General features: G+C 69.5%; 22 protein-coding genes and 2 pseudogenes. 9 read left to right on the top strand and 15 right to left on the bottom strand.

All coding sequences use genetic code 11. The features are described from left to right. Nucleotides 1-7: 7 nt before the first annotated feature. Entirely contained in the window at nucleotides 8-1,219 is a 1,212-nt protein-coding gene (locus DMP23_RS41615) for an acetyl-CoA C-acetyltransferase (protein ID WP_337824219.1), read from the bottom strand. A gap of 160 nt (nucleotides 1,220-1,379) precedes the next feature. On the opposite strand from DMP23_RS41615, the gene DMP23_RS41610 reads away from it, so the two are divergent. The 4 genes from DMP23_RS41610 (at nucleotide 1,380) to DMP23_RS41595 (ending at nucleotide 6,567) form a co-directional block, all read left to right on the top strand. Beyond that, complete coding sequence (locus DMP23_RS41610) at nucleotides 1,380-2,561, top strand: TetR/AcrR family transcriptional regulator (protein ID WP_275293383.1); 1,182 nt, start codon at nucleotides 1,380-1,382, stop codon at nucleotides 2,559-2,561. A 190-nt stretch (nucleotides 2,562-2,751) separates the two neighbouring features. Beyond that, nucleotides 2,752-3,930 carry a low temperature requirement protein A gene (locus DMP23_RS41605; protein ID WP_238604373.1) on the top strand — a complete coding sequence of 393 codons (1,179 nt, stop codon included), beginning with the start codon at nucleotides 2,752-2,754 and terminating at the stop codon, nucleotides 3,928-3,930. Between the two features lie 101 nt (nucleotides 3,931-4,031). Next, complete coding sequence (locus DMP23_RS41600; RefSeq protein ID WP_037817128.1) at nucleotides 4,032-5,327, top strand: acyl-CoA dehydrogenase family protein; 1,296 nt, start codon at nucleotides 4,032-4,034, stop codon at nucleotides 5,325-5,327. A gap of 28 nt (nucleotides 5,328-5,355) precedes the next feature. Further along, the gene (locus DMP23_RS41595) at nucleotides 5,356-6,567 is read left to right on the top strand and encodes an acyl-CoA dehydrogenase family protein (RefSeq protein WP_337824218.1); all 1,212 of its coding nucleotides are present in this window, start codon (nucleotides 5,356-5,358) and stop codon (nucleotides 6,565-6,567) included. A 63-nt stretch (nucleotides 6,568-6,630) separates the two neighbouring features. Here DMP23_RS41595 and DMP23_RS41590 read toward each other — a convergent pair whose 3' ends face one another. After that, nucleotides 6,631-6,993, bottom strand: coding sequence for a winged helix-turn-helix transcriptional regulator (locus DMP23_RS41590; protein WP_337824217.1), 363 nt, complete (start codon nucleotides 6,991-6,993; stop codon nucleotides 6,631-6,633). A 75-nt stretch (nucleotides 6,994-7,068) separates the two neighbouring features. On the opposite strand from DMP23_RS41590, the gene DMP23_RS41585 reads away from it, so the two are divergent. Beyond that, a complete protein-coding gene (locus tag DMP23_RS41585) occupies nucleotides 7,069-7,995 on the top strand; it encodes an NADP-dependent oxidoreductase (RefSeq protein WP_337824216.1) in 927 nt (308 codons plus the stop codon). A gap of 10 nt (nucleotides 7,996-8,005) precedes the next feature. Here DMP23_RS41585 and DMP23_RS41580 read toward each other — a convergent pair whose 3' ends face one another. Then, the gene (locus DMP23_RS41580; protein WP_037817265.1) at nucleotides 8,006-8,953 is read right to left on the bottom strand and encodes an NADPH:quinone reductase; all 948 of its coding nucleotides are present in this window, start codon (nucleotides 8,951-8,953) and stop codon (nucleotides 8,006-8,008) included. A gap of 108 nt (nucleotides 8,954-9,061) precedes the next feature. Between DMP23_RS41580 and DMP23_RS41575 the strand changes: the two genes are divergently transcribed. After that, nucleotides 9,062-9,457 carry a hypothetical protein gene (locus tag DMP23_RS41575; RefSeq protein WP_337824215.1) on the top strand — a complete coding sequence of 132 codons (396 nt, stop codon included), beginning with the start codon at nucleotides 9,062-9,064 and terminating at the stop codon, nucleotides 9,455-9,457. Here DMP23_RS41575 and DMP23_RS41570 read toward each other — a convergent pair. From DMP23_RS41570 to DMP23_RS41535, 8 genes and pseudogenes are all read right to left on the bottom strand, one after another. Beyond that, nucleotides 9,450-10,505 (bottom strand): alpha/beta fold hydrolase, encoded by a 1,056-nt coding sequence (locus DMP23_RS41570; RefSeq protein ID WP_037817139.1) that lies wholly within the window; start codon nucleotides 10,503-10,505, stop codon nucleotides 9,450-9,452. The genes DMP23_RS41575 and DMP23_RS41570 overlap by 8 nt on opposite strands. A 103-nt stretch (nucleotides 10,506-10,608) precedes the next feature. Further along, nucleotides 10,609-11,475: an SDR family oxidoreductase gene (locus tag DMP23_RS41565; RefSeq protein ID WP_037817142.1), complete on the bottom strand. Its 867-nt coding sequence runs from the start codon at nucleotides 11,473-11,475 to the stop codon at nucleotides 10,609-10,611. Between the two features lie 60 nt (nucleotides 11,476-11,535). Next, nucleotides 11,536-12,046: pseudogene (locus DMP23_RS41560) on the bottom strand (GNAT family N-acetyltransferase). Nucleotides 12,047-12,116: 70 nt separating this feature from the next. Then, nucleotides 12,117-13,274 (bottom strand): acyl-CoA dehydrogenase family protein, encoded by a 1,158-nt coding sequence (locus tag DMP23_RS41555; RefSeq protein ID WP_043832814.1) that lies wholly within the window; start codon nucleotides 13,272-13,274, stop codon nucleotides 12,117-12,119. Continuing rightward, on the bottom strand, nucleotides 13,271-15,256 hold the full coding sequence (locus tag DMP23_RS41550) for an acetyl/propionyl/methylcrotonyl-CoA carboxylase subunit alpha (protein ID WP_337824214.1): 1,986 nt from the start codon (nucleotides 15,254-15,256) through the stop codon (nucleotides 13,271-13,273). The genes DMP23_RS41555 and DMP23_RS41550 overlap by 4 nt, the downstream gene beginning before the upstream one ends. Nucleotides 15,257-15,261: 5 nt before the next feature. Continuing rightward, nucleotides 15,262-16,875, bottom strand: a complete 1,614-nt coding sequence (locus DMP23_RS41545; RefSeq protein ID WP_037817151.1) for a carboxyl transferase domain-containing protein — start codon at nucleotides 16,873-16,875, stop codon at nucleotides 15,262-15,264. Nucleotides 16,876-17,564: 689 nt separating this feature from the next. Continuing rightward, on the bottom strand, nucleotides 17,565-18,062 hold the full coding sequence (locus DMP23_RS41540; protein ID WP_106961326.1) for a hypothetical protein: 498 nt from the start codon (nucleotides 18,060-18,062) through the stop codon (nucleotides 17,565-17,567). 52 nt (nucleotides 18,063-18,114) lie between these two features. Next, nucleotides 18,115-18,705 carry an SACE_7040 family transcriptional regulator gene (locus DMP23_RS41535; RefSeq protein ID WP_037817267.1) on the bottom strand — a complete coding sequence of 197 codons (591 nt, stop codon included), beginning with the start codon at nucleotides 18,703-18,705 and terminating at the stop codon, nucleotides 18,115-18,117. Nucleotides 18,706-18,900: 195 nt separating this feature from the next. Between DMP23_RS41535 and DMP23_RS41530 the strand changes: the two are divergent. Next, nucleotides 18,901-19,663 (top strand): annotated as a pseudogene (locus DMP23_RS41530) (SGNH/GDSL hydrolase family protein). A gap of 60 nt (nucleotides 19,664-19,723) precedes the next feature. Here the strand turns inward: DMP23_RS41530 and metX are convergent. Together metX and DMP23_RS41520 are read right to left on the bottom strand one after the other, a co-directional pair. Next, a complete protein-coding gene (metX, locus tag DMP23_RS41525; RefSeq protein ID WP_337824213.1) occupies nucleotides 19,724-20,851 on the bottom strand; it encodes a homoserine O-acetyltransferase MetX in 1,128 nt (375 codons plus the stop codon). Further along, the gene (locus tag DMP23_RS41520; protein WP_182890060.1) at nucleotides 20,848-22,155 is read right to left on the bottom strand and encodes a bifunctional o-acetylhomoserine/o-acetylserine sulfhydrylase; all 1,308 of its coding nucleotides are present in this window, start codon (nucleotides 22,153-22,155) and stop codon (nucleotides 20,848-20,850) included. Before DMP23_RS41520 ends, metX begins: the two co-directional genes overlap by 4 nt. Nucleotides 22,156-22,324: 169 nt before the next feature. Between DMP23_RS41520 and DMP23_RS41515 the strand changes: the two genes are divergently transcribed. Together DMP23_RS41515 and DMP23_RS41510 are read left to right on the top strand one after the other, a co-directional pair. After that, nucleotides 22,325-22,813 carry a hypothetical protein gene (locus DMP23_RS41515; RefSeq protein ID WP_238604365.1) on the top strand — a complete coding sequence of 163 codons (489 nt, stop codon included), beginning with the start codon at nucleotides 22,325-22,327 and terminating at the stop codon, nucleotides 22,811-22,813. 71 nt (nucleotides 22,814-22,884) lie between these two features. After that, nucleotides 22,885-24,453, top strand: coding sequence for a PucR family transcriptional regulator (locus tag DMP23_RS41510; protein WP_134668685.1), 1,569 nt, complete (start codon nucleotides 22,885-22,887; stop codon nucleotides 24,451-24,453). Here the strand turns inward: DMP23_RS41510 and DMP23_RS41505 are convergent. Then, on the bottom strand, nucleotides 24,422-24,874 hold the full coding sequence (locus tag DMP23_RS41505) for a pyridoxamine 5'-phosphate oxidase family protein (protein ID WP_067576137.1): 453 nt from the start codon (nucleotides 24,872-24,874) through the stop codon (nucleotides 24,422-24,424). The genes DMP23_RS41510 and DMP23_RS41505 overlap by 32 nt on opposite strands. Continuing rightward, on the bottom strand, nucleotides 24,871-25,812 hold the full coding sequence (locus tag DMP23_RS41500) for a zinc-binding dehydrogenase (protein WP_337824212.1): 942 nt from the start codon (nucleotides 25,810-25,812) through the stop codon (nucleotides 24,871-24,873). The genes DMP23_RS41505 and DMP23_RS41500 overlap by 4 nt, the downstream gene beginning before the upstream one ends. Nucleotide 25,813 lies beyond the last annotated feature (1 nt).

Here is a 25,813-nt window from a genome sequence, read left to right as displayed (position 1 = left end):
TCGGTCCTCACACCCGCTCGATGATGGTCGCGACACCCATGCCGCCGCCGATGCACAGCGTCACCAGCGCCCGGCGCGCCTCGCGGCGCTCCAGCTCGTCGACCACGGTGCCGACCAGCATCGCGCCGGTGGCGCCGAGCGGGTGGCCCATGGCGATCGCGCCGCCGTTGACGTTGATCTTCTCGTCCGGAAGGTTCAGGTCCTTCTGCCACTTGAGCACGACGGACGCGAACGCCTCGTTGAGCTCCCACAGGTCGATGTCGTCCGGGGTCAGGCCCGCGGTCTTCAGGACCTTCTCGGTGGCCGGGGTCGGACCGGTCAGCATGATCGTGGGCTCGGAGCCGATCGAGGCGGTGGCGACGATGCGCGCCCGCGGCGTGAGGCCGGCCCGCTTGCCCGCTTCTTCGCTGCCGACCAGGACGATGGCCGAGCCGTCGACGATGCCGGACGAGTTGCCGCCGGTGTGCACGTGGTCGATCTTCTCGACCTGGTGGTACTTCTGGAGCGCGACGGCGTCGAAGCCGCCCATCTCGCCGATCGTGGTGAAGGCCGGCTTGAGCTTCGCCAGACCCTCCACAGTGGACCCCGGACGGCGGTGCTCGTCGTGGTCGAGGATCGTGACGCCGTTCATGTCCTTGACCGGCACCACGGACTTCGCGAAGTAGCCGCCGGACCAGGCCGCCTCGGCCTTCTCCTGCGAGCGGACCGCGAAGGCGTCGACGTCCTCGCGGGAGAAGCCCTCCATCGTCGCGATCAGGTCCGCGCCGATGCCCTGCGGGGCGATGTAGTGGTCGTACGCGGTGGCCGGGTCCATGAACAGCGCGCCGCCGTCGGAACCCATCGGCACGCGCGACATCGACTCCACGCCGCCCGCGATGACCAGCTGGTCCCAGCCGGAGCGGACCTTCTGCGCGGCGACGTTCGTGGCCTCGAGCCCGGACGCGCAGAACCGGTTGAGCTGCACGCCCGCGACGGTCTGCGGCAGGCCCGCGACGAGCGCGGCGGTGCGCGCGATGTCCGCGCCCTGCTCGCCCACCGGGGACACGACGCCGAGCACGATGTCGTCGATCGCCTGCGGATCGAGGTTCGGGTGGCGGACCTTCAGCTCCTGGATGAGGCCGACCACCAGGTCGACCGGCTTGGTGCCGTGCAGGGCACCGCCCTTGTTCTTGCCCCGGGGCGTGCGCAACGCCTCGTAGATGTAGGCCTCGCTACTCACTGAACAACTCCTCCGCGAAGCGGCATGGATGGACACTGCGGTGTATCTCGCGGCCGACTATACCGGCCAGTAGGTGCTAATGGCCATTAACATAAGCCCGATGAACCCCATGGTGTCAATGGGTTGCCGTAGTTTCGATTAGCGCTATGGTCAGTTCACCATGAGTACGTATCCCGCCCGCGGCACGCGCCCTCGCGACCGCAAGGCCCAGCTCGCTGCCGTCGCGGCCGAGCTGTTCCGCGCGCGGGGGTTCCACGGTGTCGGGATCAATGACATCGCCGCGGCGGCGGGGGTCACCGGCCCCGCGCTGTACCGGCATTTCGCCGACAAGCAGGCGATCCTCGCCTACGTCGTGCTCGCCGGGATCGACGACATGGAGTCGGCCACCGCCGCCGCGCTCGCCGATTCCGCACCGCCGCTCGCCCAGCTGGACGCCCTTCTCACCGGCCTCGCGACGCAGGCGGTCGAGCGCCGGGAGATCGCCGCGCTGTGGCGCTGGGAGGGTCCGCATCTGCCGCGCGAGCAGCGCCGGGAGATCCGCCGCCGGTCCGGCGCCGTGCTCGACGCGTGGACGAAAGCCCTGCTCACCCTGCGTCCCGAGCTGTCCGCGGACGAGGCCGAACTGCTGTGCTGGGCCGCGCTGTCGGTGTTCGGGAGCGTCGCGGTGCACCACACGTCGGTGGCGCGCAAACGCTTCGTACCGCTGCTGGTCGAGCTGGCGCAGACTGTGCTCAACGCCTCACTGCCGGTCCCGGACGAACCCGCGCCGCCGGTCGCGAGCAGCCTCGGCACGCCGTCCCGCCGCGAGCAGGTGCTGACCGCCGCGACCGGGCTCTTCGCCGAACGCGGCTTCCACACGGTGAGCATGGAGGACATCGGCGCGGCGGCGGGCATCGCCGGGCCCAGCGTGTACCGGCACTTCCCCAGCAAAGCCGCGCTGATGGTCGCGATCGGACACCGCGCCGCCGACCGGCTCGCGCTGGCCGCCGAACAGGCACTGCAGGCCCCGGACGAACGATCCGCGCTGGGCCGGCTCGCCGCGTCGTACGTGCACATTTTGCTGCGCACGCCGGAACTGCTGGTGTCCTTCACGGCGGACCGCGCGACCATGCCGCAGCGGGACAAAGCCGATCTGCGCCGTGTCCAGCGGGACTACGTCGACCAGTGGGTTTCCTTGCTGTGCGCGGTGTTTCCGGAGCTTCCGGCGCGCGAGGCGAAGATCCGGGTGCATGCCGCGCTGACCATCGCGAACGACCTCAGCCGGACCGGGCGAATCAAGAACAGGCCGCATCTGCAGACCGAGCTGACGGCGGTGCTGCACGCGGTTCTCGGGCTCGGCTGACAGCGGCCGGGCTCGGCGGGCAGGCAGACCACTTCGCAAGTGGTTCTCTCTAAAAAATTGTTGCAACTTCACTAGTGAAGTACTTCAGAGGTGAAGTCACAACTTCTGAGAGAAGAGAACCTCGCGAGGTCGGTCGCACGCTGTCAGCGAAACCGCCCCGATCGGTCGCCCATCCGTGTCAGCATCGGCCGTGCCCACGAGACTGCTGCATCTGGTTCGCGCGGACGAAGACCACCGCGTCACGACCCTTGAGCTTTTCTTCGATCTGGTCTTCGTCTACGCCATCACGCAGACGACCGAACTGATGGCCGGACACCTGAGCCTCCTCGGCGTCGGCGAGGGACTGCTGGTGCTGATGGTGCTGTGGTGGTGCTGGTGCAGCTACGCGTGGCTCGGCACGACCATCCACGTCGACCACGGCATCGCCCGGCTGGCGATGTTCGGCGCGATGGCGGTGATGTTCCTCGTCGCGCTCACCGTCCCGCAGGCGCTCACCAACCAACCGGGCGGACTCGACGGGCCGTTGCTGTTCGTCGCCTGTTACGGCGTCGTGCGGCTGCTGCACATCGTCGCCTACGTCGGGGCCGCGCGGCACGACGCCGAACTGCGCCTGGTGCTGCTGAAGATGCTGCGCGGACTGCTCCCGAGCCTGGCTTTGCTGGCCGTCGCCGATGTCGTGGGCGGGCCGTGGCAGCCAGCGCTGTGGGTGGTCGCGCTGGCGGTGGACTATCTCAACGTCTATCTGACCGGTCCCGCGGGCTGGCGGCTGCACTCGCCCGCGCACTTCGCCGAGCGGTTCGGGCTGATCGTGATCATCGCACTGGGCGAATCGGTCGTGGCGATCGGCATCGGGATCGGGCATGTGCCGATCACCGGGCTCGTCGCCGGGTCGGCGATCTGCGGGATCGCGCTCGCCGCCGGGATGTGGTGGACGTACTTCGATCTGGTCGCGAACGTCGCCGAACGCAGGCTCGCCCAAGCCGAAGGCCTCGCGCGGACCAAGATCGCCACCGACTCCTACACCTACCTGCACCTGCCGCTCATCGCCGGCATCGTGCTCGTCGCGCTCGGGTTGAAGAAGACGTTCCTGACCCTGGACCACAGTCCGGCAGACGCACTGCACGGCGTCGCGCTGTGGGCGCTGACCGGCGGGCTCGCGCTTTATCTGGTCGCGCTCAGCTCGCTGCGGCGGCGCAACCTCGGCAGCTGGAACCGGCAGCGGCTCGTGCTCGCGGCGCTGCTGCTCGCCCTCACCCCGCTGCTGGGACACGTGCCCGCGACCTTGCTGCTGCTGATCGTCACGGCCTCGGTCCTGCTGCTCATCGCCTTCGAACGCACGTCGCTGGCCCGGCGGCCGGTCGTCGGGTGAGCCGGGCCGCACTGGCGGATTCCGCATCGCCGCGCTAACCTACTCGTGAGTAGGTAACGCGAGGGAGATGCTGCATGGCTGCGCCAAGGAAACGAGACGCGATGGGCCTCGGCCTGGCCGCGCTCACCCGGTTGGCCGGGAGCAAGGCGATCGACCGGGTCGGGCTGCGCGGGCCGGTGCAGAACCTGGTCAAGACGGGGACCCGCAGCGGGTTCCGCGCGGCGGGAGCGGCGACCAGGTCGTTCACCTCGGTCCAGCGGCTGGGCAAACCGGCGCGGCTGGCGAAGCCGGACGACCGCGGGCTGTTCGACCTGACGCCGGACGAGGACCAGAAGCTCATCGTCGAGACGGTCAGCGAGTTCGCCGCCGAACAGCTGCGTCCGGCCGCCGCGGACGCCGACGAGAAGCTCGCCGCGCCGGAGGGCCTGCTGAGCCGCGCGGCCGAGCTGGGCGTCAGCCTCGTCGGGATTCCGGAAGAGCTGGGCGGCGCGGGCACTGAGCGTTCGGTCGTGACGAACGCGCTGGTCGCGGAGGCGCTCGCGCACGGCGACCTCGGACTGGCGGTGGCCGTGCTGGCTCCGTCCGCGGTGAGCACCGCGCTGGTCGCGTGGGGCGACGAGCAGCAGCAGGCCGATTACGTGCCCGCGTTCACCGGCGAGCAGGTGCCCGCCGCGGCGCTCGCGCTGCTGGAGCGGACGCCGTTGTTCGACCCGTTCAAGCCCGCCACCAAGGCGAAGCGCACCCCGAAGGGCTACCAGCTCGACGGCGTGAAGTCGCTCGTCCCGCGTGCGGCGGAGGCCGAACTGTTCATCGTCTCGGCCGATCTGGAAGGCCGCGGACCGGCGCTGTTCCTGGTGGAATCGTCCAACGCGGGCGTGACGATCGAGTCCGAACCCGCGATGGGCCTGCGCGGCGCCGCCACCGGGAAGCTGCACCTGGAGAAGGTTTCGCTGCCCGCGGGCGCACTGCTCGGCGGCGGCAAGGCGGACGTGTTCACCGAGGTGGTCCGGCTTTCCCGGCTCGGCTGGGCGGCGCTCGCCGCCGGCGTCGGCAAGGCCGTGCTGGACTACGTGGTGCCTTACGTGAACGAGCGCACCGCGTTCGGCGAACCGATCAGCCACCGGCAGGCGGTCGCGTTCTCGGTGGCGGACATCGCGATCGAGCTGGAGGGCCTGCGCCTGGTCACGCTGCGCGCGGCCGCCCGGGCCGAGCAGGGCAAGGAATACGCGCGGGAAGCGGCGCTCGCCCGCAAGCTCGCGACGGACAAGGGCATGCAGATCGGCAACGCCGGCGTGCAGCTGCTCGGCGGGCACGGGTTCGTGAAGGAGCATCCGGTGGAGCGCTGGTACCGCGACCTGCGGGCGATCGGCGTGATGGAAGGCGCCGTCCTCCTCTGATCCTTTTTCTTGCTCCGAAAGGCAACTCATGATCAACCTGGAAGCTCCGAAGAAGGCCGGCGCGCTGATCAACCAGGCGTACCAGGCCGCGGCCGAGGTGTTCCGGCCGATCTCGCGCAAGTACGACCGCGCCGAGCACACCTATCCGTCCGAATTGGACATGTTCGCCGCGCTGCTGGACGGACTCAATTCCTCCGGCGAGGGCGGCGCGGGCGCGGCGGGCGTGCGCCGGTCCGAAAAGGACGACGGCCCCAAGGGAAACCGCAACGGCGCCAACCTGAACGTGGTGCTCGGCACGATCGAAATGTGCTGGGGCGACGTCGGCCTGCTGCTGTCCATGCCGCGCCAGGGCCTCGGCAACGCCGCGATCGGCTCGGTGGCGACCGACGAGCAGCTCGAGCGGTTCAAGGGCCTGTGGGCCGCGATGGCGATCACCGAACCCGGCTGCGGTTCGGACTCGGCCGCCATCACCACGACGGCCACCGAGGACGGCGACGACTACATCCTGAACGGCGAAAAGATCTTCGTGACGTCCGGCCAGCGCGCCGACGCCGTCGTGGTCTGGGCGACGCTCGACCGCACGAAGGGCCGCGCCGCGATCAAGTCGTTCGTGGTGGAGAAGGGCACGCCCGGCTTCGAGGTCGTGCGCGTGGAACACAAACTGGGCATCCGCGCGTCCGACACCGCCGTGCTGCGCTTCGAGAACTGCCGCGTGCCGAAGGAAAACCTCCTGGGCACGCCGGAAATCGACACGGCCAAGGGTTTCGCCGGGGTCATGCAGACCTTCGACAACACCCGCCCGCTGGTAGCCGCGATGGCAATCGGCGTCGCCCGCGCCGCGCTGGACGAAACCCGCCGCATCCTCACCGAAGCGGGCGTGGTCATCGACTACGACCGCCCAGCCCTGACCCAGCACGCCGCGGCCGCGACTTTCCTGCAACTGGAGGCGGATTACGAGGCCGCGTACCTGCTGACGCTGGAATCGGCGTGGATGGCAGACAACCGTCAGCCGAACTCGCTGCAGGCTTCGATGGCCAAGGCGAAGGCTGGGCGGACCGTGGTCGATGTGACGCTGAAGTGCGTCGAGCTGGCCGGATCGTATGGGTACACGGAGGAATCGCTGCTGGAGAAGTGGTCCCGGGATGCGAAGATCCTGGATATTTTCGAGGGGACGCAGCAGATCCAGCAGCTGATCGTGGCTCGGCGAGTGCTGGGGAAGACGTCGGCTGAGCTGAAGTGATCGAGACCGCTCGGCCCGCTCGCCGGGAGCGGGCCGAGCGGTCTTCTGGGTCGACGCCGTCACTCAACTGTTCTGTTGAGCCGAATCCAGCGCATCCAAAACCGCTTCTCCATTAGCCCGAGCCCACTCCGTCAGCGTATGGATCGGCTCGATCAACGTAGCTCCCAGCGGTGTCAACTCGTACTCGACCCGCGGCGGTGCCTCCGCATACGCCTGGCGGCGAACGAGCCCGTGTGCTTCCAGTCGACGCAGCGTCTGGGTGAGCACCTTCCTCGAGATGCCGCCGATCAGCTCGACCAGGTCGCCGTGGCGGACCGGTCCCTCGCTGAGGCCCGCGAGCACGACCACGGTCCACTTGTCGGCGATCAAGTCGACGGCCAAGCGCGCTGGGCAATCGGCGAGGAAGATGCCGCGGGTACCGCTCATGGAGTCCAAGGTACCCGCAGGTACCTATCGGATTCCTAGCCTGGTTTTCGTACCCCTCCAGAAACCAGGAGAGTCATGCGAATCATCACCCAGCAAGAGCTCGGCGGTCCCGAAGTTCTCACGATCGTGGACGCGCCGGAGCCCCGGGCATTGCCGACCGAAGTCCTCGTGCGCGTCAAGGCGATCGGGCTCAATCCGTTGGAGGCGCGGCTGCGCGAGGGCGAGTTTCCGTTGCTCGGCGAACCGCCGTTCGTGCTCGGGTGGGACGTCAGCGGCGTGGTCGAAGAGGCGTTGAGCTGGCGGTTCCGGCCTGGCGACGAAGTGTTCGGGATGCCGTTGTTTCCCCGCGCGGCCAACGCGTACGCCGAGATGGTGGCTGCTCCGGCCTTGCATCTCGTCAAGAAGCCGAAGGAGCTTTCGCACGTCGAGGCCGCGGCGTTGCCGGTCGTCGGGTTGACGGCGTGGCAAGGGCTGGTCGACCTCGGCGGCGTGGCGGCGGGCGATCGGGTTCTGATCCATGGCGGTGGCGGCGGGGTCGGGCATGTCGCGATCCAGCTTGCCAAAGCCCTTGGCGCGCACGTGATTACCACTGCCAGCGAGAGCAAGCGGGAGTTCGTCGAGGGGCTCGGGGTCGACGAAGTCATCGACTACACGAAGGTCGATTTCTCCGAAGCTGCCAAAGAAATCGACGTTGTGCTCGACACGCTTGGCGGCGACGCGGCTGAGCGTTCGCTGGGGGTGCTCCGGCCAGGCGGGCACCTGGTGACGGCGGTCGCGGAGGAGGACACCGCGCTCATCGCGAAGTTCGAGGCGGCCGGGATGCGGTTCAGCGGCATCGCGGTCGAGCCGGATCCGATCGCACTGCGGGAACTGGTCGCGCTCGTCGAGCAGGGCAAGCTGCGGGTCCACGTGCAGGAGACGTTCCCGTTCGAGCGCATCGCCGACGCGCATCGGCTGCTCGAAGGCGGTCATCTGCGGGGCAAGGTCGTCCTCACCGTGTGACGTCGCGGGATTAGACCTCCAGCACGATCCGGCCTCGTGCCTCGCCTGACTCCTGCAACCGGTGTGCTTCCGCGGCCGAGGCCAGGGGCAGGCGAGTGCCGATCCGGGGCCGGAGGATTCCGGTGGACAGGCCCCGGTTGATGACGCGGGCAGCGGAACCCAGCGCGGTGACACCGGCGTTGCTGATGGCGAAACCGCGGATGCTGGCGTCGCGGGTGTACAGCTCGCCGATCGGCAGCGTCGGTTTCGATTCCATTCCGGCCATCGCCACGATGCGGCCGCCGCGGGACAGGAGTGGCACCGCCGAGACCAGGTCGTGTTTTCCGGCGTTGTCCCACAGCAGATCCACCACGGGGAGTTTGCGGTAGAGGTCAGGATCGGAATAGTCGAAAACCTCTTCGGCACCGCATTCCCGGCACCATTCCGCGTCCTCGGCGCGGGCGGTCGCGACGACGCGCAGGCCGGCGGTCGAAGCGAGTTGGACGACCGCGCTGCCGACGCCGCCCGCCGCGCCGAGGACCGCGATCGTCTCGCCGTACCCGGCGCCGGCGTGTTCGAAGAGGCCCAGATACGCGGTGGCGGCGGTGTGCAGGACCGCGACGGCGTCGTCGGAAACCCCGTCCGGCAAGCGATAAAGCCGTTCCTCGGGCACCGCGCAGTACTCGGCGAAGGACCCTTGCCGACCGTCGTGGCCGAGGCTGTTGCACCACACTCGGTCGCCGGGAGCGAAGCGGTCTACTGGCGACGAGACAACAGTGCCCACCAGATCCCGGCCGATGACGAACGGATACGAAAGAGCCGTGGGATAAGCGCCGGAGCGGATGAAGGTGTCGACGTGGTTCACCGTCACCGCGGAGACTTTCACCAGCACCTCGCGCGGCCCCGGCTCGGGGTCCGGGAGCTGCCCGACCTTGATCTGGGAACTGTCGCCGAGCGACGTCACGTATGCAGCGATCACCGCTTCACGGTACCGCCGGTTTTTCACCGACTTCGCACGGATATCGGATTGATCTCCGCCGCCCGCAATTCACCTGGAAAGCCGCGAAAATGCCCTAATCTCCCCGGCATGACCGCTCCGGTGGCGCCGGCCGACCTCAAACAGGCCCGCATCTTCATGTGGATCCAGGTCGCGCTGAGCGCGATCGGCCCGCTGCTGCTGGCCGGGATGGCCGGGGTTTCGCTGGTCGAGCTGATCAGCCTCACCCAGCTCTACATCGCGATCACCTACGCGACCGCCATCGCGCTCGCGGTGTGCGCGGTCGTATTGCCCAAGCGCCAGCAATGGGCTTACGTGACCGCCGCGGTCATCGAAAGCCTCCTGGTGCTGAACAGCGTCGTCACGCTGCTCAGCAAGGGCTTGCCCGGGCTGCTGCCGCTGATTTTCTCCGGGCTCGCGCTGCGGGCGCTGCTCACCCGCGACGTGCGGACGTGGTTCTTCCCGGCGCAGCCCTCGGCTAGCTGACCCGGTCGTCCAGGAACTCGTCCAGGTACCGCCAGGTCGTGCCCCGGGCGCGGCGTCCGGTGAGCACGCCGAGGTGCCCGCCGGGCGCGGTGCGGAACCGGACCTCCGGTGCGTTCTCCAGCAGCTGCACCACGCGTTCCACCGACGCCCGCGGCGCGATGGTGTCGTTTTCGCCCGCCACCACCAGCATCGGCGTCTTCACGTCGGACAGGCTGATCTTGCGCCCGTTCAGGTCGACGGTGCCCTCGGCGAGGTCGTTGGTACGGAACAGGCGGTGGTACAGCTGGCCGAACGTGCGCCCGGGATAGGCGTACATGTTGTCCATGAAGTGGTCCACGGCCTCGATCTGCGCGAGGTAGTCGCGGTCGTCGAGGTTCTTCAGGATCGCCAGCGGTTTCGTGATCTCCTTGGAGATCCCGGTGGCGCGGAAGACCCGGGTGACCAAATAGGACGGTGCGCCGCCGAACACCCGGTACACCGGGGTGAGCAGGTGCCCGCCGGTGAGGTCCACGAGCGGGCGGAACGGCGCGACGATCGGGATCGCGGTGAAATCGACCGGCGAGCCGACCGCGGTGATCGATTCGATCGGCAGGCCCGGCTGGTCCGCGCTGACCAGCATCGAGAAGATCCCGCCGAGCGACCACGACACCAGGTGCACGCCCTGTCCGCCGGCGTCCTCGCTGACCTTCCGGATCGCCCTCGGCAGCACCTCGTCGATCCAGTGCTCGATGCCGAGCCTGCGGTCGGAGAACGCGACCATGCCGTAGTCGACCAGGTAGGTCGGGCGTCCGCCCTCGACCAGGTGCTCGATGAGGCTGCAGCCGCGGCGCAGGTCGAAGCACAGCGCGGGCGCGGCCAGCGGCGGCACCAGCAGTACCGGCGGGCCCGAGGTCGTGGCCGCGCCGTGCGTCATCCGGTACACCGACCGGTTGGGCCCCTGGTCGATCAGCACCCTCGGCATCGGCCGCAGATCGGCGACCCCACCCTGGAAAACCTTGCCCACGACATTGGCCGCCGCGGCAGCCAACCGGGCCGGTGGGGAAACCATGCTGCGCCTCCTGGAACTCGTCGTCTGCCGGGCATCTTGCCGTGCGCGCGGGCACGGCATCAACACGCCACTCCCGCAAGCACCCGGCAAGCGCACGTCCGCCTCAGCTGCTCCCACCAGGCGGGACGGCCGACGGCGCGCTCCGGGCGGCCCTGCCCTCGTACTCGGCGCGCTCGGGCGAATGCGCGGCCGACGCGAGCAGTTGGTCACCGCCGAGGGCGCGCACCAGCCATTCGCCGAACGCGCGCGGGAACAGCCGGGTGATCCGGCCGGTCAGATCGAGCGATTTCGGGACGAAGACGTCGAACTTCGGCCGCTCCAGCGCGTCGACGATCGCCGCCGCGACGTCCTCGGGCCCCACTGACTTGATGAACCGCGCCTCGCCCAGCCCGGACGCGAGTTCGGTACGCACCACCGCGGGCATCACGCACGACACCTCGACACCGGTGCCGCGCAGCTCCAGCCGCACCGACTCGGACAACCCGACCACGGCGTGTTTCGTAGCGCAGTACGTGGCCGCTCCGGAGAATCCGGACTTTCCGGCCATCGACGCCACGTTCACGATGTGCCCGCGACCGCGCGGCTTCATCCGCTTGACCGCCTCGCGCGTGCCGTGCACGACCGCGTGCACGTTGATCTCCAGCAGCCGCCGCGTGGCCGCGTCGTCCTCCTCGTCCAGCGGCGAAAGCGGCATGATGCCGGCGTTGTTGATCAGCACGTCGATCGGCCCGATGGTGCGTTCGACGTCGTCCAGGAACGCGGTGAAGGCGGCCGTGTCGGTGACGTCCAGCGGCGACGCGACCACGTCCGGGCCCAGCTCGCCGGCGGTTTTCTCGGCGCGGATCCGATCGAGGTCGCCGAGCACCAGCCGGGCGCCGCGCCGGTGCAGCGCGGCGGCGGTGGCCGCCCCGATGCCCTGCGCGCCGCCCGTGACGACAACGACCTTTCCGGAGAGCGACTGCCTCGCCATGGCGGACTCCTCAGTCTATTGACACTGTGCCAATATCGTCCTCCGGATCAGCCCGGGCCGCTATCCCCCAACCCGTTGCTCAAGGACCTGGCCGAGCCAGCCGTCGACAGTGAACTGCTCGGTCGGCTTGAAGCCCTGGCTCTCGTAGTAGCGCGGCAGATCGCCGTCGCCGCCCGCCCAGCAGTCGACGCGCACGAGGTCGATCCCGCGCCGTTTCGCCTCGTCCATCGCGTGCTCCAGCAGCCGCGAGCCGACCCGGTGCCCGGTGAAAACGGCGAGACGTGATGAGCAGCCGCACGTACAGTTCGGGCTCGTCGACCTGCGGGGTGTACGGCATGGCTTGCCCGAGGATCAACGCGCCCGCGGGCTGTCCGTCGATCTCCGCCATCCGGAACCCGGGCTCGGCTGCGAACTCGTGTACGCGTTCGACGCGTTTCGGGTTCGTGCTCCACGGCTGCGTGCCCCATTGGCCCGCGCTGCCCCGCGCGACCAGCCATGCGACGGCGTCGTCGAAAAACCCCAGCAAAACGTCTGCGTCTCCGGCGGCCCCAGGCCGGATGGTGAACTCCATATCCCCACCATAGGGACAGGTGAAGCAGCGCCGCCGGGACTCCGCCCGGACGCCCCGGCGGCGCTGGGTCTCAGGCGCCGACCCCGAGGTGGCGCGCGATCAGCATCTTCTGGACCTCGCTGGTGCCCTCGCCGATCTCCAGGATCTTCGCGTCGCGGTAGAAGCGGCTGACCGGGAATTCGTTCATGAAGCCGTATCCGCCGAAGATCTGCGTCGCGTCGCGGGCGTTGTCCATCGCCGCGTTCGACGCCACCAGCTTCGCGATCGACGCTTCCTTCTTGAACGGTTCGCCGCGCAGCATCTTCGACGCCGCCTGGTAGTACGCCAGCCGGGCGGTGTGCGCGCGGACCTCCATGTCCGCGATCTTGAACTGGATCGCCTGGTACTCGCCGATCCGGTGGCCGAACGCGACGCGGTCCTTCGCGTACTTCAGGCATTCGTCCACGCAGCCCTGCGCGAGACCGACGCTCAGCGCGGCGATCGCCACCCGCCCCTCGTCCAAAATGGACAGGAACTGCGCGTAGCCGCGTCCGCGCTTGCCGACCAGGTTCTCCGCGGGCACCCGGACGTCCGAAAAGGACAGTTCGTGGGTGTCCGAGCAGTTCCAGCCGACCTTCGAGTACTTCGGGGCCACCGAGAAGCCCGGCGTGCCGGACGGGACGATGATCGCCGAGATCTCCTTGCGGCCGTTCTCCATCACGTCGGTGACCGCGGTGACGGTGACCAGTTTCGTGATGTCGGTGCCGGAGTTGGTGATGAACGCCTTGCTGCCATTGATGACCCACTCGTCGCCGTCGAGCCGGGCGCGCGTGCGGGTGGCCCCGGCGTCCGAGCCGCCGCCGGGTTCGGTGAGGCCGAACCCGCCGAGCGCCTCCGCCGTGGTCAGCATCGGCAGCCAGGTTTCCTTCTGCTCCTGGGTGCCGAAGCGGTAGATGGGCATCGCGCCGAGCGAAACCCCCGCCTCCAGCGTGATCGCGACCGAGGAGTCGACCCGCGCCAGTTCCTCCAGCGCGAGGCACAGCGCGAAGTAATCCCCGCCCATGCCGCCGAATTCCTCCGGGAACGGCAGGCCGAACAGGCCCATCTCGCCCATCTTGGCGACCAGCTCGTACGGGAATTCTTCCTTCTCGTACAGCGGCCCGATCACCGGCGCGACCTCCGCCTGCGCGAAGTCCTCGACCGTCTTGCGAAGCGCCTCGTACTCGTCGTCCAGCCGGAAGTCGATCACTGCTTCTCCTCCGCCGCGCTCACCACGGCCAGCGTCTCGTCGAGCGCGACCTGCTGGCCGACCCGCACCGAAAGCTCAGTCACCACACCGTCGATCGGCGCGGTCACGGTGTGCTCCATCTTCATCGCCTCGACGACCAGCAGCGGCGTCCCCGCGCTCACCGCGTCGCCCTCGGCGGCCTTCACCACGAGCACCGTTCCTGGCATCGGGCTCTTCACCGGACCGGCGCCCGCCGCCTCGCCGCGCGAGGACAACGTGAATTCCTGGTCGGCGAACGCGAACGACCGGCCTTCCCTCGCCAGCCACACTGTCCGTTGTGGACCGTCCGCACAGCGGTACCGCTCCACTCCGTTCGCCCGGCGCACCTCGAGCAGATCGCCCTCGCGACGGGCGGAAACGCGCACCGGCTCGGCGTCGTCCACCCGCACCGAAGCGTCCGACGGCGTGCCCTCGACCCGCACCACGGCCTGGTTTTCCCCGGTACGCAAGCGGAAGGTGATCCCGCCGGGACCGCTGAGCCGCCAGCCGCTCGGGATGTCCCACGGGTCCACGACCGCACCGGTCGGCTGCAGCGAGATCAGCCGGTCCATGGCCGCGGCGACGAAAAGGCCTGCCGGGACTTCCGAGGAGACCAATTCGGACAGCCGCCGGTCCACCAGTTCGGTGTCCAGCCGTCCGGCGCGGACGTCCTCGTCGGCGAGCAGGCCGCGCAGGAACGCGATGTTCGTGCCGAGCCCGAGCAACGCGGTGTCGGCGAGCGCGCGGTCCAGTTTCTGCAGCGCCGACGCGCGATCCGGGCCGTGCGCGATGATCTTCGCCAGCATCGGGTCGTAGTTCGACCCGACCACCGCGCCGACCGACATCCACGAGTCCACCCGCACGCCGTCGCCGGAGGGCTCGTGCACGGCCAGCACCGTGCCGCCGGTCGGGATGAACCCGCGCGCGGGATCCTCGGCGTAAACGCGGGCCTCGACCGCGTGCCCGTCGAGGCGCACGTCGTCCTGCGTCAGCCCGAGTGGCTCCCCTGCCGCCACCCGCACCTGCCAGGACACCAGGTCGAGGCCGGTCACCATTTCCGTGACCGGGTGCTCGACCTGCAGCCGGGTGTTCATCTCCATGAAGAAGAACTCGTCCGGATTGTGCGCGGACATGATGAACTCGACCGTGCCCGCGCCGACGTAGCCGACCGACCGCGCGGCTTCCGCGGCCGCCGCACCCATTTTCGCCCGGGTGGCCTCGTCCAGCAGCACCGACGGCGCTTCCTCGATGATCTTCTGGTGCCGCCGCTGCAGGCTGCACTCGCGTTCGCCGAGGTGCAGCACGGTGCCGTGGGTGTCGGCCAGCACCTGGATCTCGATGTGCCGCGGCGTGGTGACGAACCGCTCCATCAGGAGCGTGTCGTCGCCGAAGGAGCTCTTCGCTTCCCGGCGCGCGGACTCGACCGCAGCGGCCAATTCGGACTCTTGGTGCACCAGGCGCATGCCCTTGCCGCCGCCGCCCGCGGACGGCTTCAGCAGCAGCGGATAGCCGACTTTCGCGGCGGCTTCGGCGAACCCGCCCTCCGGAATGTCCATATCGGACGCACCGGGCACGACCGGAACCCCGGCCGCGGAGACCGTGGCCTTCGCCCGGATCTTGTCGCCCATCTTGTCGATCGCTTCCGGCGGCGGGCCGATGAACACCAGCCCGGCCTCCGCGCAAGCCCGCGCGAACGCGGTGTTCTCGGCGAGGAAGCCGTACCCCGGGTGCACCGCCTGCGCGCCGGTTTCCTTTGCCGCGGCGACGATCGCCGGGATCGACAGGTAGCTCTTCGCCGCTTCGGCCGGGCCGAGGCGCACCGCGGTGTCGGCCTCGCGGACGTGCCGGGCGTCGGCGTCCGCGTCGCTGTACACCGCGACCGAACGGATCCCGAGCGCACGCAGCGACCGGATTACGCGAACCGCGATCTCTCCGCGGTTGGCGACCAGAACAGTCTCGAACACGCTCATCACATCCGGAAGACGCCGTAGTTGACCTCGGGCAAGGGAGCGTTGGCCGCGGCCGAAAGCGCGAGGCCGAGCACCGTGCGGGTGTCCGCCGGGTCGATCACGCCGTCGTCCCACAGCCGCGCAGTGGAGTAGTACGGGCTGCCCTGTTCCTCGTACTGTTCGCGGATCGGGTCCTTGAAGGTTTCTTCGTCCTCTGTGGACCATTCGCCGCCGCGGCCCTCGATGGCGTCGCGGCGCACCGTCGACAGCACCGAGGCCGCCTGCTCGCCGCCCATCACGGAAATCCGCGCGTTCGGCCACATCCACAGGAACCGCGGCGAATACGCCCGGCCGCACATGGAGTAGTTGCCCGCGCCGAAGGAGCCGCCGATGATCACGGTGAACTTCGGCACCCGCGCGCACGCCACCGCGGTGACCATTTTCGCGCCGTGCTTGGCGATGCCGCCCGCCTCGTACGCGCGGCCGACCATGAAGCCGGTGATGTTCTGCAGGAACACCAACGGGATCGAGCGCCGGTCGCACAGTTCGATGAAGTGCGCGCCCTTCATCGCGGACTCGGCGAACAGCACGCCGTTGTTCGCGATGATGCCGACCGGGTGGCCATGGATGTGCGCGAAGCCGGTGACGAGCGTCGAGCCGTATTCCTTCTTGAACTCCGCGAACCGGCTGCCGTCGACGACGCGGGCGATGACCTCGCGCACGTCGTACGGGGTGCGCGAATCGGTCGGCACCACGCCGTACAGTTCGCGTTCGTCCGCGGCGGGCGGCTCGATCGCCTTGACGTCCCACGGCCGCGGCGTGCGCGGGCCGAGCGTGGAAACGATGTCGCGGACGATGCGCAGCGCGTGCGCGTCGTCGTCCGCGAGGTGGTCGGTGACGCCGGACTGCCGCGAGTGCACGTCGCCGCCGCCCAGTTCCTCGGCTGTGACGACCTCGCCGGTCGCGGCCTTCACCAGCGGCGGGCCGCCGAGGAAAATGGTGCCCTGGTTGCGCACGATGACCGCTTCGTCGCTCATCGCCGGGACGTACGCGCCGCCGGCGGTGCACGAGCCGAGCACGGCGGCGATCTGCGGGATGCCGCGCGCGGACATGGTGGCCTGGTTGTAGAAGATCCGGCCGAAGTGCTCGCGGTCCGGGAAGACCTCGTCCTGGCGCGGGAGGAACGCGCCGCCCGAATCGACCAGGTAAATGCACGGCAAGTTGTTGTGCAGGGCGACTTCCTGCGCCCGCAGGTGCTTCTTCACCGTCATCGGGTAGTACGTGCCGCCCTTGACCGTGGCGTCGTTGGCGACGATCACGCATTCGCGGCCGGACACCCGCCCGATCCCGGTGATGATGCCCGCCGACGGGGCCTCGTCGTCGTACAGCCCGGTGGCCGCGAGCGGGGACAGCTCGAGGAACGGGGATCCCGGGTCCAGCAGCGCGTCCACCCGGTCGCGGGGCAGCAGCTTGCCGCGTTCCACATGGCGGGCGCGCGACTTCTCCGGCCCGCCGAGACGAGCGGCGGCGAGCCGCTTGTGCAGATCCTCGACCAATTCTCCGTGCGAAGTGACGCTGCGGGTGAAGGTGTCGCTGTTCGGATCCGCGGAACTGCGCAGTACCGGCGTGTCCATGGCTCTCCGTCGAGACGTTAGCGGTCGTTAACTCCGCCGGAGATGTTAGTGCTCGTTAACCGCCCTGTCCAGCCCAGCCCTCAGCACCCCGGTGTGACATTGGGTGCAGGTGGGGTACCCATTGAGGCTTTCTCGGTAGCGCGGTGTGCGGCGGGTTCGGGGTAGCGGTGCTTGCGAGGGTGCTGCGGCGCGCTGGGCGACTCCTCCCTCCGAGGTCCGTGAAGGGCTCCTTGAGGGAATCTGATTCCCTCAAGGAGCCCTTCACGGACCTCGCCACCACGCCCACCCGCTGCCGAAGGAACAAAACCCTCCACGAACGCGGTGCGCGAAGCCGCCCTCGGTCGATGAGCGCGGTTGTGCTGGCGTGGATGCCGCGAGGGGAACCCTCACGGCATTTGATTCAGTTGCCAGGGACTTATTACAAGCCGCGTGGCCTCAGTCGCGGACCGTCCACAAGAGACACCACCGCCACCGGAATGCCCGATTCGTCCCGGCATGACCGCGTCTTGAGGTCCGTGAGGGCCACCCTGAGGGAATCAGATTCCCTCAGGGTTCCCCTCACGGCCAGCACACCCGCGACCCAGGCCAGGCGGCACCGTCGACCTGAGCCTGCGCAGCGCCGTAACGACGCCGCACTCGGGAAACCCACTGTGGCGTTGCAGCGGACACGGACGGGCGAGACGAGACAGTCAGCCCGCGACGGCGTCCGAGATCCAGCCTGCCACCGGCAGATCCCGTTCGAGGCATTCGACCGACAGCCGGATCGTCCAGCGCAGTGCCTGCAGCAGGAGGCTGTCCACCTCGTTCGGCGCGGCGCTCGCCAGCGCGATCTCGACCTGTTCGCGCGCGGCGGCGGTGTTGCCGTGCACCTCGGCCAGCAGCGTGCGGACGGCGGTGCGGACCGGCGGGTCGGCCTGGTCGATCGAAACCTCTTCGCCCGCCTCGTCGAACACCTGCACCTTGACCGGGGCGGTGCCGCCGTCGCCGAGGGTCGACACCATGGCGCTGCACTCGCCGAAGAGCAGCAGCATCAGCTCTTTGGTTTCCTCGTCGCGTTCGCCCGGCTCCTGCGACGTGGGCGTGACCTCTTCCAGCGCCTCCGTGTCCTCGCCAAGGCTGATGGCGACGAGCGCGCGCTGCGCCTTCTCGACGAGCCGCTGCTCGCCTTCGCTCCGGTCCGCGGTCACGTGCCTATCAAACACCAGACCGGCGGTCGGCGGGATACCCCGGATCGCGGGCTCAGCCCGCCGCGGAAAGGGCGCCCAGCGCGAGCCGGCACAGCAGATCGGCGAGCGCCCCGTCACCGAGATGGCGGTTGTAGGGCGTCGAGTTGATCAAGCCGAACACGGCGTGTGCCGCCGAGCGCGCCTGGCGTTCGCCGAGGCCGGGCACAGCTTCGCGAATCGCCCGCACCCACACCTCGACGTACTGCCGCTGGAGCGCGCGCACCTGTTTCCGGTCACCGTCGGTGAGATTCGCGAGATTGCGCTCCTGCACGGTGATGAGCGCCGGATGGTCGAGCGCGAAGTCGACGTGGAACCGCACGAGCGCGGCCAGCAGCTCGTCCGGCGTGCCGCCCGCCGCGGCGCGCGCGGTGCCGCCTTCGAGCAGGAAGTGGCTGATCGAGTTCAGCATTTCCCCGAGGATCGCGTCCTTGCTGCGGAAATGCCGGTACAGCGCGGGACCGGAGATGCCGACGGCCGCGCCGATGTCGTCGATGCCGACGCCGTGGAAACCGTGGTGGGCGAACAGCTCGGCGGCGGCGGAGAGGATCTGTTCCCGTCTGTTCGGCTTCGCGCCGTTCACCAGTGGGAGGGAATTCGCCGGCATCCGCACATAGTAGGTCCCGTGGTTAGCGAGCGCTAACTTCCGGTCCTACTTCCTGCTTGAGCCAAGTGGACGCACCCGGATTTCAGGGGTGTCTCGTGGGGATTGCACCTGGTAAAGCTTTACCGCGTCAAGCTGTCACGACAGGAGTGACCTATGGCTGCAAACACCCGTCAACCATCACGACGCATCCTTCGGATGTGCGCGGCCCTGGGGGTCGCTCTCGCTGCCTCGCTCGGCTTCGCCACCGGTGCGAGCGCTGCGTCGCAAAACTACGTCGCGCTCGGCGACTCCTACTCCTCCGGAGTGGGCGCCGGGAGCTACGGAGATTCCGGCAGCTGCAAACGCAGTGCCAACGCGTACGGCCAGTTGTGGGCCAACGCCCACTCCGGCACCAATTTCACCTTCCTCGCCTGCTCGGGCGCGAAGACCGGCGACGTGCTGAACCAGATCAGCTCGATGCCGTCCAACGCCACCTTGATCACGCTCACCGTGGGCGGCAACGACGCCGGGTTCACCGACGTGATCAAGACGTGCACGCTCGGCAGCGACCAGACCTGCGTGGACCGGGTCAACACCGCCAAGACCTACGTCCAGAACACCCTTCCCGGGCTGCTGGACAAGGTGTACTCGGCGGCCAAGAGCAAGGCCCCTGGGGCGAAGCTGGTCGTGCTCTCGTATCCGCGCTTCTACACCGTGCCGGGTTCGTGCAACGTCGGGCTGAGCGACACGAAGCGGTCGGCGATCAACTCCGGGGCGGACACGCTGGCCTCGGTGCTGTCGTCGCGGGTTTCCGCCGCGGGCGGGAAGTTCGTGGACGTCCGGTCGGCGTTCGTCGGGCACAACATCTGCTCGGCGGCCAGCGACTACCTGCACAGCTTGACGTGGCCGGTGGACGAGTCGTACCACCCGACTGCCGCTGGGCAGCTACTACTCGCCGCTGACCTCGGCGATCGGCTGACGGTTCGCAAGACTGCGTGAAGGCCGCCTCGAGTTCGCTCGAGGCGGCCTTCACCGCGCCTCAGCCCAGCAGAGTCTTGACCAGCGCGGCGATCTGCTCGGTCTCGATCAGGAACGAATCGTGGCCGTACGGCGAGGTCAGCACCGTGGCCTCGCTGCCGACTCCCGCCGCGATCTCGTGCGACTGGTACGGCGGGTAAAGCCGGTCGCTGTCCACCGCCGCGACCACGGTGCGCGCGGTGACCCGGCCCAGCGCAGCGGCCACCCCGCCTCGGTCCCGACCGACGTCGTGGGTGTTCATCGATTCGGTGAGCACCACGTAGGAGCCCGCATCGAACCGGTGGGCGAGCTTGTCCGCGTGGTGGTCCAGATAGGACTCGACCGCGAACCGGCCGCCGGCCAGCGGATCCTCGCCCTGCTGCGGACGGTTTTCGAAACGTGTCTCCAGTTCGGGTTCGCAGCGGTAGGTGACGTGCGCGATCCGCCGGGCCACGCCCAGTCCGCGGTACGGGCCTTCGGCCGCGGTGTAGTAGTCGCCGCCGTGCCACGCGCGGTCGGCGCGGATCGCGTGCAGCTGAGGGGCGGCCCAGGCGATTTGCTCGGCGGACGCGCGAGCGGTCGAGGCGAGAACGAGCGCGGAGGCGACCCGATCGGGTTGACTTACGGCCCATTCGAGTGCGCGCATCCCGCCCATCGAACCGCCCGCGACGGCGGCCCAGCGGTCAATGCCGAGCGCGTCCGAGAGTTCCGCTTCGGCCTTGACCTGGTCCCGGACGGTCAAGACCGGGAATCGGCTGCCCCACGCCTTGCCGTCCGGAGCGGGCGAGGACGGACCTGTCGACCCCTGGCAGCCGCCGAGCACGTTGGGCGCGACGACGAACAGTTCGTCGGTGTCGAAAGCCTTGCCGGGACCGATCAGTCCGTCCCACCATCCGGGACTCGGATGTCCGGGTTCGGCAGGCCCGGCGACATGGCTGTCGCCGGTGAGAGCGTGCTCGACGAGGACCGCGTTGGACGCGTCGGAGTTGAGCGTTCCCCACGTTTCGTACGCGAGGGTGTAGCCGGGCAGGGTCGCACCGGCCTCCAGCGCGAGCGCGCCGGGACCGGTGAACCACTGCCGCCTGCCGGGTGGGTCGCCCGCCCGCCACGCGCCGGTGACGGGCGGAAGACTCGCGCCGGGATCCGTCACAGCGCCGCCTTGGCGGCCCGGAAGCCAGCCTCGAGATCGGCCTTCAGGTCCTCGATTCCTTCCAGCCCGACGGCGAGCCGCACGAGACCCGGCGTGACGCCCGCAGCGACCTGCTCCTCGGGGCCGAGCTGGCTGTGCGTGGTCGAAGCCGGGTGCACGATCAGGCTGCGCACGTCGCCGAGGTTCACCAGCTGGCTGTGCAGTTCGGTGCCGTCGACGAACTTCCGGCCCGCCTCGACCCCGCCGCGCAGCTCGAACGACAGCACCGCGCCGACGCCGCGCGGCAGGTACTTCTGCGCCGCCGCGTGGTACGGGCTCGACGGCAGCCCGGCGTAGTAGACCTTCTCGACCTCGTCGCGTTCTTCCAGCCATTCGGCGAGTGCCTGCGCGTTCGCGGAATGCCGCTCGACGCGCAGCGACAGCGTCTCGATGCCCTGCAGGATGAGGAAGCTGTTCAGCGGGGCGATCGCCGCGCCGGTGTCGCGCAGGATCTGCACGCGCGCCTTGGCCGCGAACGCGCCCGGGCCGAGCGCCTCCCAGTACTTGAGGCCGTGGTAGCTCGGGTCGGGCTCGTTGAAGCCGGGGAAGCGGGACGGATCCTTGCCGAAGTCGAACGTGCCGCCGTCGACCAGCACGCCGGCGACGGTCGTGCCGTGGCCGCCGAGGTACTTCGTCGCCGAGTGCACGACGATGTCGGCGCCGTGCTCGATCGGGCGGACCAGGTACGGCGTCGGCACGGTGTTGTCCACGACCAGCGGGACCCCGGCCTCGTGCGCGACGTCGGCGACCTTGCGGATGTCGAGGACGGCGCTGCTCGGGTTGGCCAGCGTCTCGGCGAAGAACAGCTTGGTGTTCGGCCGGACCGCGGCCCGCCACTGCTCGGCGTCGTCCTGGTCGTCGATGAAGGTGACCTCGATGCCGAGCTTCGGCAGCGTGTAGTGGAACAGGTTGTAGGTGCCGCCGTACAGCGACGGGCTGGTGACGAAGTGGTCGCCCGCGTTGGCCAGGGTCAGGATCGCCGCGGTGACCGCCGCCGAACCGGAAGCGAACGCGAGACCGGCGACGCCGCCTTCGAGGGTGGCGACGCGCTGCTCCAGGACGTCTTGGGTCGGGTTGTTGATGCGCGTGTAGATGTGGCCGGGCTCGGCGAGGCTGAACAGATCCGCCCCGTGCTGCGTGTCGCGGAAGACGTACGACGTGGTCTGGTAGATCGGCGTCGCGCGGGCTCCGGTGGCCGGATCGGGCGCCGCCCCCGCGTGGATCTGCTTGGTCTCGAAGGACCAGCTCGTGGTGTCTTCCGGCATCTGCTCGCTCCTAGCGGTCGGGATCGGGTCGGCTGGCGCGACGCTAACCAGGCCGGACGAAACGCCCAACAGCTCTCACGGGATGAGAGTCCTACGCACCCGGACGTAGGAACAAGTGCCGAGCGCTGACGGACGACGCGACGATGCGGTAACGCGCACGCTCAGGAGCATGGACTGGAGAATGCGGCCGTCGACCCGGAAGTGGTTCCTGTTCGGCCACGTCGTCACGTCGGTCGGCTGGATCGGAGCCGAGCTCGCGGTGCTGATCTGCAGCGTTCTCGCGATCGCCGGCTTCGATCCGGTGACCACGCGCAGCGCCAACGTCATCGCCGGGATCCTCGCCGGCGCGCTCTACTTCCCGGCCAGCCTGCTCGCACTGGCCACCGGTGTGGTGCTCGGCCTCGGCACGAAGTGGAAGCTGGTGCGCTACCACTGGGTGCTGTGGAAACTGGTGGCGACGCTGGCCCTCTTCGCCGGCGGCAACCTGCTGGTGGTCCCGTCTTTTGTCGAGCACGGCGAGCAGGCTTCGCGCGGGGAGATCGTCGGGGCGAGCGCGGTGTCGGGCACCGGGGCGATGAGCGTCGGGCTGACGTTGCTGCTGGGCGCGACACTGGTGTCGTACTTCAAGCCGTGGCCGAAGGTGTTTCGCGCTAACTAGTGCCGCGGGTGGCGAAACCGGTGCAGTCTTCTACCGTTCCAGCAAGAACGTCAGGAGCGCTGGAGGTAGCTGTGGTTTCGGTGCGCAGCGTCGTGGACCGGGTCGGTCCCACGCTGCTCCACGCGCTTCTCGTGCCCGAAGGCTGTCCGGCGGTCGGCGACGTGGTGATCGCCGAACCGGGCGCGGAGTCCGCCATCGCCGCCGGCGACCTGGTGCTGGGCGTCGCCACGATCGAGCAGGCGGACGCCGCGGCACTCGTCCGGGTGAGCGCCGGACGGGGTGCGGCAGCGGTGCTGCTGAAACCGCCTCTGGCGGCAAAACAGTCGGTGCGGCGCGCGGCGAAGTCGGCCGGGATCGCGTTGATCCAGGTGCACGCGGCGACGTCCTGGGCTCAGCTGGTCTGGCTGTTGCGCACGGTGCTGGACGCGCTCGCCGACGAATCCGAAGCGCTCGAAGAAGGCGGTGACCCCGGTTCCGGCGACCTCTTCCGGCTCGCCGACGCGGTGGCCGCGGTGGTCGACGCGTCGGTGACGATCGAGGACACCAACTCGCGCGTCCTCGCGTACTCCGCGCGGCAGGACCTCACCGACCCGGCGCGCGTCGCGACGATCATGGGCCGCCGCATCCCGGACGACGTACTGGCCCGGTTCCGCTCGCGCGGCGTGTTCCGCGAGCTTTCCCGCGGCAGGCAGACGATCTTCGTCCCGGCCCAGCGCGACGGCACCCTGCCGCGGCTGATCGTGCCGATCCGGATGGGCGGCGAACTGCTGGGCTCGATGTGGGCGGTCGTCCCCGGCCCGGTTTCCGAGGAACGCGCGGCGGCTTTCGCGGACGCGGCCCCGGTGGTCGCGCTGCACCTGCTGCGGCGACGCGCGCATACGGACGCCCAACGCCGCGCTTCCGCCGAATTGCTGCGCGCGGTCTTGGAAGGACAGGTCCCGCCGCGTCGAGTGGTCGCCGAACTGGACCTGTCCGACGAGCCGCACCGGGTCGTCGTCGTGGACGTCAGCGGTGGCGACAGCCGGGACGCCGAAGGACTGTTGCTGGCATTGCTGGAACGGATCTCGCAGGGTTTCGGACGCCGTCCGGTCGCGGCTGAACTCGGTGGGTTGCTGTACGTCGTGGTTCCAGACCGCCCCGGCGAGGGCGGCTGGCCGGAACTGCGGGAGGCGCTGCTCGCCCAACCCGCGTCCCGCCGAGGCGGCCTACCGCGCGCGGCTGCGGGCGCACCCGGCGATCCGACCGCGCTGGCCGCGTCGCGCGCCCAGGCGGACGAGGCGCTGGGTCTGCTGCGAGCCGGGCTGGTCGAGGGCCGCGTCGTGGCTTACGACGAGGCGTGGACCGCCCTGGTTCTGCACCGCGCCGCCGCCGGAGCAGCGGCGGCGCAGGTGTCGGAACTCGGCCCGCTCGGCGTGCTGCGCGCACACGACGACGCGAGTAATGCCGGGTACGTCGACACTCTTTACGAATGGCTCCGACACCCCGGCGACCCCCGCGCTGCTGCGGAACGGTTGCGCATTCACCCGAATACGTTGCGGTACCGGATGAAGCGGCTGCTGGAGCTTGTTCCGTTGAATCTTGATGATCCTGACGTACGGCTCGCGCTGCTTACCCAGCTGATCGCACTCCGCTGGAGCTGACCTGGTAGCTGAGGTCGTTGGCGCGCAACGATTCCGGCTCCATCCGGACCCACACCGTGCCGCGTTCCGCCGGATCGTCCAGCAGGTACGCGCGGAACCGCGGATCCCACGCGGACTCGTCCGGGCCCAGGTAGCGCACCAGTTTCCGGCGTCCGCGCGGCACGTCGAACGGTTCGAGGGCGGCTGACCCGCTCGCGATCACCTGACGCACCAAGCCGGTCGCGAGGTCGCAGACGTCCACCGTCACCGCGATCCGCGGCTCCTCGCGCACCCGAGCGGGCAGCCGCGACCACGGGCCGCTGAGGATCCAGAACGCCCTGTCCTCCCAGAGATACCAGGTGGGCCGGACGGTCGGACCAGCGGTGGCGACCCGTGCGGTCAGCGGCTGCGCGAGGAAACTGTCGACGTCGAAACCGGTCACGCGACCAGCAGCGTCTTCCCGATCGTGCCCCGAGATTCGATCGCCGCGTGCGCGTCAGCCGCCCGCTCCAGCGGGAACCGCTGCCCGATCACCGGCGTGAGCTGTCCGGACGCGGCGGCCGCCAGTGCCGATTCGGTGTAGCCGCGCATCTCCGCCGCGTCGCCGATCGACCGGATCAGTTTCACGCCGCGCGCGGCAGCGTCCTCTTCGGACACTTCGGTCCAGGAACCGCTTGCCAGACCGTAGATCGCCATCCGCCCGCCGGGCCGCACCAGTCCGAACGCCGCGGTGCCGACCGCGCCTCCCACGCCGTCGAACACCACGTCCACCTCCCCGGCCGCCGCGGTCCACTGCGGATCGGTGTAGTCGACCGCAAGGTCCGCGCCCAATTCCCGGGCGCGGGCAAGCTTTTCCGCCCCGCGCGCCGCCGCCACGACCTCCGCGCCCGCGGCCTTCGCCAGCTGCACCAAGAGACTGCCGACCCCTCCGGCGGCAGCCTCGACGAGCACCCGTTCCCCCGGTGCCACCGCGGTCGCGTGCACCAGTCCGGTCGCCGTGCGGCCGTCGGCCAGCAGCGCGACGGCCGCGTCGAGGCTCAGCGCGTGCGGCACTGGGAACACCAACGCCGCGTCCACGACCACGCGCTGCGCGTAACCGCCGCTGCCGCCGGTCGACGTCACCACGCGTTTTCCGACCAGAGCCGGGTCGACGCCCTCCCCGGCCCGGCTGATCACACCCCCGACGCCGTTGCCGGGCACCATCGGAAGCGTGCTGCCGAACGGCCCCGTCCCCGTCGCCCGGAACTGCGTTTCCACGAAGGTGACGTTGGCGAACGCCACCTCGATCAGCACCTGTCCCGGCCCGGGAGCCGGATCGGGGGCCTCCCCCGCCTGCAGCACCGCCGGCCCGCCGAACTCCCGCAGCCACACCGCTCGCATG

The organism is Amycolatopsis sp. A1MSW2902 (assembly GCF_017312175.1).
GTDB lineage: Bacteria > Actinomycetota > Actinomycetes > Mycobacteriales > Pseudonocardiaceae > Amycolatopsis > Amycolatopsis nivea.
Note: the sequence above shows the minus strand (reverse complement) of the source record. Positions and strands in the feature narration are given on the sequence as shown.